The organism is Leifsonia sp. Root4, assembly GCF_001425085.1.
In the GTDB taxonomy this organism is placed as follows: domain Bacteria; phylum Actinomycetota; class Actinomycetes; order Actinomycetales; family Microbacteriaceae; genus Microterricola.
In genome coordinates this window covers 1028178-1042679 of record NZ_LMDN01000001.1, presented here as the reverse complement: position 1 = coordinate 1042679, position 14502 = coordinate 1028178, and the positions used below count along the sequence as shown (strand labels likewise).

Sequence of the window (14502 nt, the reverse complement as noted above, 5' to 3'; positions counted from 1 at the left end):
GCCGCTGACGGCACGGGCCCCAAGCCGTGAGCCCCCGCTGGTTGAGCCTGTCGAAACCGCGCCGGGCGGCCACGGCGCGGCGCCGCCCGCTGTACCGCCGGCCGGTGTTTCGGTGGCCGCGCCGGTGACGCGGGCGCCAGCGGCGGCATGTCGACCGATTCTCCGGCCGAGCGCACGGGCAACCTGGCGAGCAGCGGTCGCATTTCATGAGGGTGCCTGACCATGGGCTGCCGCCTTTCGCGACGCTCCGCGTCGCGCCCGCTGGTTGAGCCTGTCGAAACCCCGATCGGTGAGCGGACGTAGACTGGGTGCATGACGAACTCACGCTGGGCGCGGTTCACGCGCGGGTGGGTCGTCGCCGCACTCTCTGTCTTCGTCGCGGCACTCTCGCACAGCTTCGCCGGTGGGGCGACGCCGAGCTGGCTGGCCATCGCGCTGGCTCTCGCGTTCGCCTCGATGCTCAGCATCGGTCTCAGCGGCGGCCGCGCGGCATCCACGCGCCGCTCGGCTCCTGGCCGGGTCGCGCTGGCCGGCACGGTGGTCTCGGTCGCGGGAAGCCAGCTGATGTTCCACGGCCTCTTCAGCCTGCTGGGCGCACAACCCGCGCTCGGCCACGCCGCGCTGCCGGCCGCATCGGTGGGCGTGCACGCGGGGCACCAGCTGAGCTCGGCCCAGATCGCGGGTCAGCTCGCGGCCATCGCCCCGCAGGGCAGCACCCTGCTGCCGAGCGGCGCGCACCACGACGCCTGGATGCTGCTCGGCCACACCGTCGCCGGCCTGCTCACGATCGCCGCCCTGCTGCACGGCGAGCAGGCGCTGCGCGGCCTCGCCCGCACCGCCGGGCTTGCGCTGCGCGGCCTCGTCGTACGCCCGATCGCTATCGTCGCGATCCCGGATGCCGCACCCGCCCGCCCCCGGGCGCACGCGGTCTGGATCCCGCGCCCGCTCGACGTCGTGCAGGCGGCGTTGCGCCACCGCGGCCCGCCGCTGTCCGCAGCCGCCTGAACCACACATCGCGTCGGCCAGGCCACTCTCATCGCGCACTCCACGCACATGCGTCGAACGCGCCCGCTCGTTTCCTCACCCATTCGCCGACCCCTACGGCGCCTGGATGGGTTCAGACCCGCACCAGGCACCGGCCGTATCGGCACCCACACAAGGACTCTCATGACCACTCGCACCATTCGTTCCGCCCGTTCAACCTCGGCCCGCACCCGCACGCTCACCGTCGCCGGCCTGGCGGCAGGAGCGCTGCTCGCGATCGGCGCCCCGCTGGCGGCATCCGCGCACGTCACCGTCACGCCGAGCGACACCGCCGCCGGCGCATACACACTGCTCACCTTCTCGACCTCGCACGGCTGCGAGGGCTCCCCGACCACGAAGATGACGATCGACATCCCCGAGAGCATCATCTCGGTCACGCCCACGGTGAACCCGAACTGGACGATCGAAAAGATCAGCACCGGAGAAGGTGACGCCGCCCGCGTCTCGCAGGTCGTCTACACGGCCATCACCCCGCTGGAGGACGGCTTCCGTGACACCTTCGTGCTCTCGGCCAAGCTGCCGGATGACGCCGTCGGCGAGACCCTCGAGTTCCCGGTGCTGCAGAGCTGCGCCGTCGGCGAGACGAGCTGGAGCGAGACGAGCGTCGCCGGTGAGGACGAGCCGGAGTCGCCCGCACCGTTCATCGTGCTGACCGAGGCCGCCGCCGACGGCGACGGTCACGGCGGCCACGCCGCTGCCGGCTCGGATGACGCCGCCGTCGAGAGCGGCGAGGAGACCGCGGTCTCGCCCGAGGCTCCGAGCTCCGACATGGTCGCCCGCATCCTCGGCGTCGGTGGCCTCATCGTCGGCGCCATCGGCGTGACCCTGGCCGTCGTCACCCGGCGCTCGGCCACGGCCAAGGCCGGAGCAGCGGGTACCGCTGCCGGCGCTGCCGGCGCTGCCGGCGCTGCCGGCGCTGCCGGCGCTGCCGGCGACAAGGCTGCGAAGTAGGCTGCCGTCATGACGCGAAACCGGATCTCCTCGGGCCGCGGCCTGCGGCAGCGCGCCGCATGCGGTGCGGCCATCGCCGCACTCGTGCTCGGCACCGCCGTCTTCGGGGCGGCGGCACCCGCATCCGCACACAACCAGGTGATCGACACGGTCCCCGCCGCCGACGCCGTCGTGACCGAACAGCCCGGGACGTTCTCGGTGACGACCAGTGACGCCATCCTCGACGCCGAGACCGGCAACGCCATGGTGGTGAGCGGGCCGGCATCCGCCCCGCTCTACTACGGCGACGGCTGCGGCGTCGTGACCGGCCCGACCCTGGCGCTCGACGCGCAGCTCGGCGAGCCGGGAATCTACACGGTGACGTGGCGGGCCATCTCGGTCGACTCCCACGTGATCTCGGAGTCGTACGAGTTCGAGTGGGCCCCGGATGCCGGCGTGCAGCTGGCCGAGGGAACGGTCGAGCCCCCCTGCGCGGCCGCGAGCGGCCAGACGGGTGACGAGCCGGAGTCCGGCTCGGACGCCGGCACAGAGGGCGAGACGGCTCCGGCCGCCGACCTCAGCACCGTGCTCTGGATCGGTGGCGCCCTCGGCGCCGCGCTGATCGCCGTGCTCGTGACCGTGTTCGTGCTGCGCCGACGCCAGTAGTCAGATCGCCCGCGGGCGCACAGAAACGGCTCGGGTTCAGCAGAACCCGAGCCGTTTCTCGTTCAGCGTTCGTCGTCACGCGGCCGTTCGGGCCGCCGGGTGGACTCAGCTGGCCGGCAGCAGAACCGCGTCGATCAGGTAGACGGTCGCGTTCGCCGTGTGCACACCGCCACAGATGACGTTGGCGCCGTTGACCATGAGCTCATCGCCGCTGCCGGTCACCTCGACGGTGCCACCCTGCACGGTGGTCTGCGTGCCGACGATGGCGTCCGGCGCGATCTGACCGGGCACCACGTGGTACGTCAGGATCGAGCTGAGCATGGCCGGGTCGGTCTTGAGCGTCTCGATCGTGGCGGGGTCGATTGCCGCGAAGGCGTCGTCAACCGGGGCGAAGACGGTGAACTCCGAGCCGTTCAGTGTGTCCACGAGATTGACGTCCGGGTTCAGCTGCCCGGAGACCGCAGCGACGAGGGTCTTCAGGAGCGGGTTGTTCGACGCGGCAACGGCCACGGGGTCTGCCGACATGCCCACGATCGATCCGGAGCCGGATGGGACGGCGTCGGCGTAAGCCGCGCAGCCGGGGCCGACGAGGTCGGCGGCCGGGTCAGCCGTCATCGCCTCTGGCGTCGTGCTGGGCGCTGACTCCTCGGCGGAGCTCGAGCTGGAGTCGCCGGCGGCCGTGCCGGTGTCCATCGAACAACCGCTCAGGGCGAGGGCGGCGATGGCGACGACGCCGAAGGCAGTGAGCGTGGTGCGGGTGAAGTGACGCATGGAAGTTCTCCTTCGATAGATCGGCTGGATGCCGGGGCCCACGCGCTGTGAGGGCTCAACAGGGCATTCGGCGGCATCAGCGGATCGGATTGGTCACATCTGCAAATAATGTGTGGCGGTTTCGCGGCACCAATCCCAACCGGGCCCCGCACCGAACCCTCTGCAATCGCATCGAGAGGACATCGTGCTCACACTCGCTCTCATCGGCTTCGTCGGAGGCCTCATCACCGGAATCTCGCCGTGCATCCTGCCCGTGCTCCCGGTGATCTTCTTGTCGGGCGGCGTGCAGAGCGCACGCAGCCCCCGCCAGCGCACGGCCCAACAGAAGCGGCTGGCCTCGGATGCCGCGGCCGGCTCGCCCGCCGTCGCCACCGCAACGCTGACCGCCGAGCTTGAGCCGGCGCCGTCCCGGTGGCGCCCCTACCTCGTGATCCTCGGCCTCGTCGTCAGCTTCAGCGTCTTCACGCTGATCGGCTCGCTGCTGCTGGCCGTGCTCGGGCTGCCGCAGGACGTGCTGCGCTGGGCCGGAATCGTGGTGCTGGTGCTCATCGGCATCGGCCTGATCGTTCCCCGCTTCGAGGCGATCCTCGAGAAGCCCTTCGCCTGGATCCCCAAGAAGGATGTCGGCACCGAGCGCGGCGGCTTCGTGCTCGGCATCGCTCTCGGCGCCGTCTACGTCCCCTGCGCCGGGCCGGTGCTGGCCGCGATCACCGTGGCAGGCTCCACCGGGCGGATCGGGATCGAGACCGTCGTGCTGACGGCCAGCTTCGCGATCGGGGCCGCGCTGCCGCTGCTCATCTTCGCCCTCGCCGGGCGCCGCGTCGCCGAGCGGGTGCGCAGCTTCCGCAAGCACCAGCGCGGCATCCGCATCACCGGCGGCGTCGTGATGATCGCGCTCGCCATCGGGCTCGTCTTCAATGTGCCGCAACTGCTGCAGCGTCTCGTGCCCGACTACACGAGCGCGCTGCAAGACCAGTTCGGCAACTCGGAGCAGATCAGCGAGGCGCTCGACCTCGGCGGCCTGGTGAACGAGCAGAACAAGGACCTCGACCAGTGCACGAATGGGGCAACCGAGCTGCAGAGCTGTGGGGTCGCGCCAGACATCCGGGGCATCCAGGAGTGGTTCAACACGCCGGGCGGTGATCCGATCGCGCTGGACGAGCTGCGCGGGCAGGTCGTACTGGTGGACTTCTGGGCCTACTCCTGCATCAACTGCCAGCGCTCGATCCCGCACGTCGTCGCCTGGGACAAGGCGTACCGCGACGCCGGCCTCACGGTGATCGGGGTGCACTCGCCCGAGTACGCATTCGAGAAGGAGCCACGCAACGTGCGGGCGGGCGCCCAAGCCTTCGGCATCGAGTACCCGGTCGCGCTCGACAACAGCCTCGCCACCTGGACCAACTACCGCAACCGCTACTGGCCCGCGCACTACCTGATCGACGCGGACGGCGTGGTGCGCCACATCCGCTTCGGCGAGGGCGGCTACGCCGACACCGAGAAACTCATTCGCGAGCTGCTCACGGCGGCCGACCCGTCCGTTCGGCTTCCCGATGCCACGGACGTCGTCGATACGACCCCCTCGGGTGGCGCGACGACGCCGGAGAGCTACCTCGGCACGACGAAGCAGGTCAACTTCGCCGGGGCGGAGAAGTACTCCGCCGCGACCGGCAGCTTCCGGCTGCCGAGCGAACAGCCGGCTGACAGCTTCGCACTCGACGGGCAGTGGACGCTCGGCACCCAGTCGATCGAGCCGGCCCCGCGCTCCGACTCGGCCGAGATCCGGCTGAACTACACGGCAGCCGAGGTGCGGATGGTGCTCTCCGGCAGCGGGACGGTCACCGTCGACGTGGACGGCACGCAGACGAGCATCGAGGTGAGCGGGGTTCCGCGCTCCTATGAGCTGCTGAACACGGATGCCGTGGCATCGGGAACCGCCACCGTCACCCTGCCGCCCGGCGTGCAGGCGTTCTCCTTCACCTTCGGGTAGCGGGGAGCTTTGAGGACCGCAGCCGAACCAGCATCGGTGCGGTTCTCGAGACTTCGTTGCTTGGGGCTGCCGCCTTTCGCGCCGCTGCGCGTCGCGCTGCTCGACCGGTGGGGCCCAGCGGCTCTCCGCTGATCGGCAGGGTCTTCCGGGTCTCCGCTGACCGGCAAGGTCCTGCGGTCTCCGCTGATTGAGTAGGCCGCCCGCGGCCGTATCGAAATCGAGGAGGCGGAGCCTGTCAGGAGCCCCGGTTACACTCGACGGGTGAACGATTACGCGGAGCCGGCCTGGGCAGAACCTGTCTGGGACGGCGAGGAATTCCCGCCGCCGCCCGAGGATGACTGGGCCCCGCCGGAAGACCCGTACTTCGCTGCTGCGCCCGGCGGTGCCGGGAATTCGACCCTTCGACAAGCTCAGGGCACGCCAAGCTCAAGCAACGGGAGTGGGCAGCGCTCCTCGCTGATTGAGCCTGTCGACATCAAGCGACCGGCATCCGCCAAGTTCGCCAGCGCGGCCGAGGCGCTGCACACGGTCTTCGGATACGACGCCTTCCGTGGGGAGCAGGCGGCGATCATCGCGCAGGTGGCGGCCGGCGGCGACGCCGTCGTGCTCATGCCGACCGGTGGCGGCAAGAGTCTCTGCTACCAGATTCCCGCGCTGCTGCGCGAGGGAACCGGCATCGTCGTCTCCCCACTGATCGCCCTGATGCAAGATCAGGTCGATGCGCTCAACGCCGTTGGCGTGCGCGCCGCCTACCTCAACTCCACCCAGGACTCGGGCACGCGGGCGGCCGTCGAGCGCGCCTACCTCGGCGGCGAACTCGATCTGCTCTACATCGCGCCGGAGCGCCTCGGCACCGAGCAGGCCAAACAGTTCCTCGCCCGCGGCCACATCGCACTCTTCGCGATCGATGAGGCGCACTGTGTGTCGCAGTGGGGGCACGACTTCCGGCCCGACTATCTCGCCCTCGGAGAGCTGGCCGAACGCTGGCCGGATGTGCCGCGGATCGCACTCACCGCCACGGCGACCGATGCGACGCACAAGGAGATCACCTCCAGGCTGCACCTCGAGCGGGCCGAGCACTTCGTCTCCAGCTTCGACCGACCGAATATTCAGTACCGCATCGTGGAGAAGAACGAGGTGCGCAAGCAGCTGCTCGACTTCATCCGCGCCGAGCACGCCGGCGACGCGGGAATCGTCTACGCGCTCTCCCGTGCCACCACCGAGAAGACGGCGGCGTTCCTGCAGGCGAACGGCCTCAATGCGCTGCCGTACCACGCCGGACTCGACGCCGGTCTGCGCGCCCGCACCCAGTCGCGCTTCCTGCGCGAAGACGGCGTGATCGTCGTCGCGACGATCGCATTCGGCATGGGCATCGACAAGCCCGACGTGCGCTTCGTCGCACACATCGACCTGCCCAAGTCCGTCGAGGGCTACTACCAGGAGACGGGTCGCGCCGGCCGTGACGGCGAAGCCTCGACCGCGTGGCTCGCCTACGGTCTGCAGGACGTCGTGCAGCAGCGGCGCATGATCGACCAGTCGCCAGGTGACATCGCGCACCGCCGCCGCATGTCGTCGCACCTCGACGCAATGCTCGCGCTCTGCGAGACGGTCGAGTGCCGCAGGGTCAACCTTCTCAGCTACTTCGGCCAGCCCAGCCGAGCGTGCGGCAACTGCGACACCTGCCTGGCCCCGCCAGCCTCCTGGGACGGCACGGTGCCCGCCCAGAAGCTGCTCTCGACGGTCGTCCGGCTGCGCCGTGAGCGCAATCAGAGCTTCGGCGCCGGCCAGATCATCGACATCCTCCGCGGCAAGCAGACGCCGCGCACCGCACAGCACAAGCACGAGACGCTCGCGACCTGGGGCATCGGCGGCGACCTCGGCGACCAGCAGTGGCGCGGCGTCGTGCGCCAGCTGCTCGCCCAGGGCCTCGTCGCGTCCACGGGCGACTACGGCACCCTGGCCGTGACGGATGCCGGCGGCGAGGTGCTCTCCGGCGCCCGCATGGTCTCGTTGCGGCAGGAACCGGAGCGCGCGGCATCCCGCAGCAGCCGTTCGAGCAAGCAGACGGCCGCACTCGCCGATCTGAGCCCGGCCGACGTCGAATTGTTCGAAGCCCTGCGCGCCTGGCGCGGAGCGACGGCGAAGGAACTCGAGGTCCCGGCCTACATCGTGTTCGGCGACGCAACCCTGCGCGCCGTGGCCGCCGCCAAGCCGCGCTCGCTCGCCGAGCTCGACGGCATCAGCGGCATCGGCGCGAAGAAACTGGACTCCTACGGCGAAGCCCTCGTCACGGTCGTCACCGCCTTCGGCTGAGCCGCCTTCGGCTGAGGCCCCGATGTCTGAGCCAGCCCGCAGCGCCCGTTGCCCGTGTCGGCGCGGCGACGTAGCCTCGGAGCATGCATGAGACGGTCACACTCCGACGCTGGGGCGAGGGGGATCTCGCGATTCTGGAGCGCAGCAACACTCCGGAGATGACGCGCTTCCTCGGCGGGCCGGAATCCGAGGAGGCGTTGGCGAATCGGCAGGCCCGCTTCCTGCGGCTCTGGCGGGAGGGTGAGGCGCGCATGTTCGCCGTCGAGTCCGCGGGGGAGGCCGAAGCGGTCGGCTCGATCGGCTACTGGAAGAAGAGCTGGCAGGGCGCCGATGTGTACGAGACGGGGTGGAGCATCGCGACCCCGTACCAGGGCCGCGGCCTCGCCACGCTGGCGCTGAGGGCCTGTGTCGCAGATGCCGCGCAGCAGGGCGACCGCCGCTGGCTGCTGGCCTTTCCGCGCACCGACAACGCCGCATCGAATGCGCTCTGCCGTGCGGCCGGATTCACCCTCCGCGGCGAGGAGGACTTCGAGTATCCGAAGGGCACGGCGATCCGCTCGAATGTGTGGGCATACGACCTGGCCGCGCTCACGCCCGTTGCTCGCTAGGAGGCGTCAGGCGAGCTTCTTGCTCATGTTCACCGCGGCGATCCCGTAGCCGAGCGATTCGTAGAGTGCCTGCGCGCCCGAGTTGAAGCCGAAGACGTTGAGGCCGATCGACGCGGCCCCGAGCGCACGCGCCTCCGCCTCGCCGAGCAGCAGCGCCTGGCGGGCATGGCCCTTCCGCCGGTGCGCCTCGTCGATCTCGACGTCCCACACCCACCACTCGGTCGTGCTGCCGCTCTGCGGGCCGATCCAGAGATACCCGACAACGGTGTCGCCGCTCTGCTGCGCGTCCACGACGTCGAACACCTGGTGCAACGGCAGCGGAACGCCGTCGGGGAAGAACTGGGTGCTCGAATCCGCCGCCCGCTTGGCGGCCAGCTCCGGCTCTTCCCCGGCGGCGATGCGCGAGAGTCGGTAGGCCTCGTTGGAGGAGACGATCCAGCCGGCGAGGCGGTCGGCGGGCATGGGGCGCAACGCGGTTGTCATGTCATCGATGATGCCACGCCGTCCGGGCCGTGAGCGTGTCGAAACCCGTTGGTGGAGCTTGGCCTGCCCTGAGCCTGTCGAACGGTCGAAACCCGCCCTAGGTCTTGAGGATCTTGATGCGCGTCACCGCGTAGGCGCCGTAGCCGAAGAGGATCGTGATCGCCGAGATGATGAGGGAGTACACCGCGACCGAGTCGTAGCCGCTGGCCGGGTCGAGGAACGGGTACGGCACCCAGCCATCGCTTGCGCCGCGGATCAGGATGACGACGAGCCAGATCACGGGGTAGATCAGCATCACCCAGAGGCGCGCGAACGGCAGTTTGATGCGATCGCCGAAGAGCACCCAGTCGGCGACGGCGTAGATCGGGATCCAGATGTGCAGGATGTCGTTGGACCACGGCACGTTGAACGCCCCGTCGAGCCCGGCGTCGGCGAGCAGCGTGTTGTAGACGATGCCGACAATGGCCATGATGACCGTGGCGAGGGCTCGCAGGTAGGAGAGCCATCTCGGCTGTGCACGCTTGCCGAAGATGAAGATCGCCGACAGCGCGAATGCCACCGCGGCGATGATGTTGCCCTGGATCGTGAAGTACCCGAAGAAGTTGAGGGGATTGATCTCCGTCCCCGACGCGGTGCTCATGAACTGAGCGACGATCGCGACCACGATCGCGGCGGCGGCGATGGAACGGAGGCTGGCAAACAGTATCTTCACGGATCCACTCTCTGGCGCGGTGTGTGGTGCGCCGGTCGCGCACCCACGAGCTTGAGCGTAGCGAACGGCATCCCCAGCTGCGCGGCCCCACCTGCGCATGTCGTCAGCGGGCCTCTGTTGCTCCGCCGCGCGTCAGCACTACGCTGAGCGCAGCGGGAGCCACCCGCGCAGAGTGGGTGAGGGAGCAGCGCATGAACAGCACATCCTTGAATCGTCGCCCGGGCGGGGTCACCCTCGTCGCGGTGCTCGCCTGGATCTCGGGCGCACTCGACATCGTCGGCGGAGTGCTCCTGCTCTTCATGCAGAACGACCCGGAGATGCAACGCGCCTTCGGCGGCTCAACCGGTCTGATCACCACGGCCATCGTCGGAATCCTGTTCGGCGTCGTCGTCGTGGCGGTGGCGAACGGCTTGCTCCGGGGTCGGAACATTGCCCGTCTGATCGTCACGGTCGTGCAGGTCCTCTCCATCACCGCCGGCATCTTCACGTCCATCGCGGCCCCGACGCTGATCTCCACCGAACTCGTCGGCGTGATCATCGCCGTGATCGTGCTGATCCTGCTGTGGACGCGTTCCGCCAGCGCGTACTTCCAGCCCCAGCCGTGACGTCGACCGCTTGAGGCGCAGCAGGGTGCGCCTCAAGCGGTCGGTGCGCGGGCTTCAGGCCGCGACGCCCGTGCGCCGCACGCGGGTCAACAGCATCGCGCCTCCGAATGCGAGCAGCAGGAGTGCTGCGAGCCCGGCCGGGAGCGGGTTGCTGCCCGTCGCTGGCAACGCTGCGGCTGGCGCCGTCGTGGGGGGAACGCTCGGCAATGCCGCCGCGGTTACGGTGATTGTGATGGCGGGGGCGGATGACGGAGCGTTCTTCTCGTCGCCGAGGTAGCGCGCGGTGATCGCGTGGCTGCCGACGGCCAGCGTCGACACCGACAGGGTGGCGACACCCTTGACGGTGGCCGCAGTGCCGAGAGAGCTGCCGTCGGCGAAGAACTCGACGGTGCCGGTCGGGTCGCTGCCGGTGACGGTGGCGGTGAGGGCGATGGCGGTGCCTGCTTCCGCAGATGCGGCGCTGGTGCTGAGGGTTGTTGTTGTGGCGCCGGGGATGACGGGTGCGGCGGTCACGGTGACGGTGACCGCGGTGGATGCGGAGGCGGCATTCGTCGCATCGCCGCTGTAGCTGGCGGTGATCGCGTGGCTGCCGACGGCGAGCGTCGATGCCGAGAATGCCGCGATGCCGGATGAGGTGGGTGCGGTGCCGAGAGAGCTGCCGTCGGCGAAGAACTCGACTGAGCCGGTCGGGTCGGTGCCGGTGACGGTGGCGGTGAGACCGATGGCGGTGCCTGCGTCCGCAGACAAGGTGCTGGTGCTCAGGGTTGTTGTTGTGGGGCCGGGGATGACGGGTGCGGCGGTCACGGTGACGGTGACCGCGGCGGACGTGGAGGCGGCATTCGTCGCATCGCCGCTGTAGCTGGCGGTGATCGCGTGGCTGCCGACGGCGAGCGTCGATACCGAGAATGTCGCGATGCCGGATGCGGTGGCCGCTGTGCCGAGAGAGCTGCCGCCTGCGAAGAACTCGACGTCGCCGGTCGGGGCGCTGCCGGTAACGGATGCGGTGAGGGCAATGGCTGTGCCTGCTTCCGCAGACAAGGTGCTTGTGCTCAGAGTTGTTGTTGTGGGGCCGGGGATGACGGGTGCGGCGGTCACGGTGACGGTGACCGCGGCGGACGTGGAGGCGGCATTCGTCGCATCGCCGCTGTAGTTGGCGGTGATCGAGTGGCTGCCGACCGCGAGCGTCGATACCGAGAATGTCGCGATGCCGGACGCGGTGGCCGCTGTGCCGAGCGTGCTCCCGTCGGCGAAGAACTCGACTGTGCCGGTCGGGTCGCTGCCGGTGACCGTGGCGGTGAGGTCTATTGGAGCGCCGACAACCGCAGAAACGGGATCGGCCGAGAGGGTCGTGCTGGTGGCAGCCGGAACGAACGCGCCGAGCGCGAGCGAGCCGGGACCGGTCACGTCGAAGCCGAATGAACCAACGGCCCCCGGAGCGGAGCTGCTCTGAAAGAGGAAGTAGGTGGTGTTGGCATCGAGGGTGACCGTGCGGTAGACGCCGTCGTCGACGCCCAGGAGGCAGGAGGTGCCCAGGCTGCTGACGTCGGGGGCGGCCGTGTAGATCGCAAGTGTGCCGTCGCCCAGGAGCCCGCCTGTTGGCGTCCACGCCCTGTCGACCGGTGTGTACACACCCGCGACGTCGACGTGGAACGGCTGGACCGTGTAGTGGCGAAGCGCGGCGTCGTCGACGAAGTTGCATGCGCCGCCGAAGTCCGCGATGCTGCCACCGCTGTACTGCGGGTCGCCCGCGTCCAGGGAGTAATCGATGTACGAGACGGGGTCGGCCGCGTAGGCGGGGGCGGCGATGCCGACGCTCAGAATCGTGGCCAGGGTAAGCGTTGCGATGACGGGTAGGCGCATTTGGCCGAGCATAGCAACGAGAATAGGTGCGCGGCGTTCTGCAATGCCCCCAGTTCAGGGAAGTTACCCGGACTCAGCGCCCGCCCCGATGGGAGGCCCGTTCCCGGGGCGAGCCTTGTCGATGATCTCCGGATGACGCGGGCAGCTCTTGTGGGATTCACACAGTGCCGTGGCATCGGTCCGTGGTGTTCTTTGTAGGCCGTTGACGCAGTATTTCACTGCCATGCCCCGTGCTCGTACCGTGAAGTCAGACCTGTTTCACAGCACTGTTTCACAGCGAAGAATGAGGACCAACGATGGTTGACACTGCTCGCAGCACCGACGGCACCCCCGTAGACAGCACGGCGCCACACGGCACCGCCGTCCCGATGGACTCGCCCGCAGACGCCGACGCGGTGCGCGTCGACACCGAGGCGCTCGGCCGGCAGCTGCTCGGCACCTGGGCCGAGGCCCGCCTGGCCTCGCGGAAGCTGGCGGGGCGGCCGGAGATGCAGCGCATCGAGGGTCAGAGCAAAGAGGAGCACCGCGAGCGCGTGTTCGGCCAGCTCAAGCTGCTCGTCGAGGACGGCCAGGTGCTGCGCGCCTTCCCCAGCGCGCAGGGTGGCAAGGACGACCACGGCGGCAACATCGCCGGATTCGAGGAGCTCGTCTCCGCCGACCCGAGCCTGCAGATCAAGTCCGGTGTGCAGTGGGGGCTCTTCGCCGCCGCGATCCTGCACCTCGGCACCGAGTACCACCACGAGGCGTTCCTGCCCGGCGCGATGAACCTCGACGTGCCGGGCGCCTTCGCCATGACCGAGATCGGCCACGGCTCCGACGTCGCGAGCGTCGCGACCACCGCGACGTACGACGAGGCGACGCAGGAGTTCGTCATCAACACCCCGTTCCGCGCTGCCTGGAAGGAGTTCCTCGGCAACGCGGCCGTGCACGGCACCGCCGCAACGGTCTTCGCCCAGCTCATCACCAAGGGCGTCAACCACGGCGTGCACGCACTCTACGTGCCGATCCGCGATGAGAGCGGCGAGTTCCTGCCCGGTGTCGGCGGCGAGGATGACGGCCTCAAGGGTGGCCTGAACGGCATCGACAACGGCCGGCTGCACTTCAGCGATGTGCGCGTTCCCCGGGTCAACCTGCTCAACCGTTACGGCGACGTCGCCGAGGACGGCACGTACAGCAGCCCGATCGCCAGCCCCGGCCGCCGCTTCTTCACGATGCTCGGCACGCTGGTGCAGGGCCGGGTCTCCCTCGACGGCGCCGCCACGGCGGCATCCGCCATGGGCCTCGCCATCGCGATCACCTACGGCAGCCAGCGCCGCCAGTTCACCGCCGGCAGCGACACGGACGAAGAGGTGATCCTCGACTACCAGCGGCACCAGCGCCGGCTGCTGCCGTTGCTTGCGACGACGTACGCGGCGACCTTCGCCCACGACGAGTTCCTCGTCAAGTTCGACTCCGTCTTCAGCGGCAAGGCCGACAGCGACGCCGACCGCGAAGACCTCGAGACGCTCGCGGCCGCGCTCAAGCCGCTGAGCACCTGGCACGCCCTCGACACGCTGCAGGAGGCCCGTGAGGCCTGCGGCGGCGCCGGGTTCATGGCCAGTAACCGGCTCGTGGGGTTGCGGGCTGACCTCGACGTCTTCGTCACCTTCGAGGGCGACAACAACGTGCTGTTGCAGCTCGTGGCCAAGCGCCTGCTGACCGACTACTCGAAGAAGTTCGCCAAGGCCGACCCCGCCGCGCTCGCCAGGCTCGTGGCCTCGCAGGCCGCCGACCGCGCCTACCACGGCAGCGGGCTGCGGAGCCTCGCCCAGACCGTCGCCGACTTCGGATCGACGGCGCGCTCCGTCGACCACCTCCGCGACGAGAACTCGCAGCGCGAGCTGCTCACCGACCGCGTCGAGACGATGATCGCGGGAGTGGCCGGCGCCCTCCGCGAGGCCCGCCACATGAGCAAGGCGGATGCCGCCGCCGCGTTCAACGCACAGCAGAACGAGCTGATCGAGGCCGCTCGCGCCCACGGCGAGCTCCTGCAGTGGGAGGCGTTCACGCGCGCGCTCTCCACGTGGGACGAGAGCACCGATCCGGGCACGACCCAGGTCCTCACCTGGCTGCGTGACCTCTTCGGCCTCGGCCTGATCGAGAAGCACGCCGCCTGGTACCTCATCAACGGGCGCCTCTCGCCACAGCGCGCACAGTCGCTCACGGCCTACATCGACCGCCTGCTCACCCGCATCCGACCGCACGCCGTCGACCTCGTCGACGCCTTCGGCTACGGCCCGGAGCACCTGCGCGCGCCGATCGCGAGCGGCATCGAGCAGGAGCGTCAGGACGAGGCGCGCGCCTACTACGCCGAGCAGCGCTCGTCGGGCACGGCACCGCTCGACGAGAAGGTGCTCGCCAAGCAGGCGGCGAAGGCGGCGAAGGCCGCGGCCGCGGCATCCGCCCCCTCGAAGAAGCAGCAGGGCAAGCCGAGCGCGAAGCCGAGCCGACCGACCGCAACCGCGGCCGCGAAGTAGGCTGCGG

12 protein-coding genes are annotated in these 14502 nt (G+C 69.6%); 8 read left to right on the top strand and 4 right to left on the bottom strand.

What is annotated here, in order from left to right; translation table 11 throughout:
- Positions 1-312 precede the first annotated feature (312 nt).
- From ASC66_RS04805 to ASC66_RS04795, 3 genes are all read left to right on the top strand, one after another.
- Positions 313-1005, top strand: a complete 693-nt coding sequence (locus tag ASC66_RS04805) for a hypothetical protein (protein ID WP_055835332.1) — start codon at positions 313-315, stop codon at positions 1003-1005.
- Between the two features lie 162 nt (positions 1006-1167).
- Entirely contained in the window at positions 1168-1995 is an 828-nt protein-coding gene (locus ASC66_RS04800) for a YcnI family copper-binding membrane protein (protein WP_055835328.1), read from the top strand.
- 9 nt (positions 1996-2004) lie between these two features.
- Entirely contained in the window at positions 2005-2640 is a 636-nt protein-coding gene (locus ASC66_RS04795) for a copper resistance CopC family protein (protein WP_055835325.1), read from the top strand.
- 105 nt (positions 2641-2745) lie between these two features.
- Here ASC66_RS04795 and ASC66_RS04790 read toward each other — a convergent pair whose 3' ends face one another.
- Positions 2746-3411, bottom strand: coding sequence for a fasciclin domain-containing protein (locus tag ASC66_RS04790; protein WP_055835321.1), 666 nt, complete (start codon positions 3409-3411; stop codon positions 2746-2748).
- 184 nt (positions 3412-3595) lie between these two features.
- Between ASC66_RS04790 and ASC66_RS04785 the strand changes: the two genes are divergently transcribed.
- The 3 genes from ASC66_RS04785 (at position 3596) to ASC66_RS04775 (ending at position 8319) form a co-directional block, all read left to right on the top strand.
- On the top strand, positions 3596-5398 hold the full coding sequence (locus ASC66_RS04785) for a cytochrome c biogenesis protein DipZ (protein WP_055835318.1): 1803 nt from the start codon (positions 3596-3598) through the stop codon (positions 5396-5398).
- Positions 5399-5659: 261 nt separating this feature from the next.
- Complete coding sequence (gene recQ / locus ASC66_RS04780; RefSeq protein WP_055835314.1) at positions 5660-7711, top strand: DNA helicase RecQ; 2052 nt, start codon at positions 5660-5662, stop codon at positions 7709-7711.
- An 83-nt stretch (positions 7712-7794) separates the two neighbouring features.
- The gene (locus ASC66_RS04775; protein ID WP_055835310.1) at positions 7795-8319 is read left to right on the top strand and encodes a GNAT family N-acetyltransferase; all 525 of its coding nucleotides are present in this window, start codon (positions 7795-7797) and stop codon (positions 8317-8319) included.
- Positions 8320-8325: 6 nt separating this feature from the next.
- On the opposite strand, the gene ASC66_RS04770 is transcribed toward ASC66_RS04775, so the two are convergent.
- Both ASC66_RS04770 and ASC66_RS04765 read right to left on the bottom strand, forming a co-directional pair.
- Positions 8326-8802 (bottom strand): GNAT family N-acetyltransferase, encoded by a 477-nt coding sequence (locus ASC66_RS04770; RefSeq protein ID WP_082492012.1) that lies wholly within the window; start codon positions 8800-8802, stop codon positions 8326-8328.
- A gap of 97 nt (positions 8803-8899) precedes the next feature.
- On the bottom strand, positions 8900-9514 hold the full coding sequence (locus ASC66_RS04765) for a Pr6Pr family membrane protein (protein WP_055835304.1): 615 nt from the start codon (positions 9512-9514) through the stop codon (positions 8900-8902).
- Between the two features lie 191 nt (positions 9515-9705).
- Here ASC66_RS04765 and ASC66_RS04760 point away from each other — a divergent pair, with 191 nt between their 5' ends.
- A complete protein-coding gene (locus tag ASC66_RS04760; RefSeq protein WP_055835301.1) occupies positions 9706-10119 on the top strand; it encodes a DUF7144 family membrane protein in 414 nt (137 codons plus the stop codon).
- A gap of 54 nt (positions 10120-10173) precedes the next feature.
- On the opposite strand, the gene ASC66_RS04755 is transcribed toward ASC66_RS04760, so the two are convergent.
- Entirely contained in the window at positions 10174-11979 is a 1806-nt protein-coding gene (locus ASC66_RS04755; protein ID WP_162243473.1) for an Ig-like domain-containing protein, read from the bottom strand.
- A 296-nt stretch (positions 11980-12275) separates the two neighbouring features.
- Here ASC66_RS04755 and ASC66_RS04750 point away from each other — a divergent pair, with 296 nt between their 5' ends.
- Complete coding sequence (locus ASC66_RS04750; RefSeq protein WP_082492011.1) at positions 12276-14495, top strand: acyl-CoA dehydrogenase family protein; 2220 nt, start codon at positions 12276-12278, stop codon at positions 14493-14495.
- Positions 14496-14502: the final 7 nt, after the last annotated feature.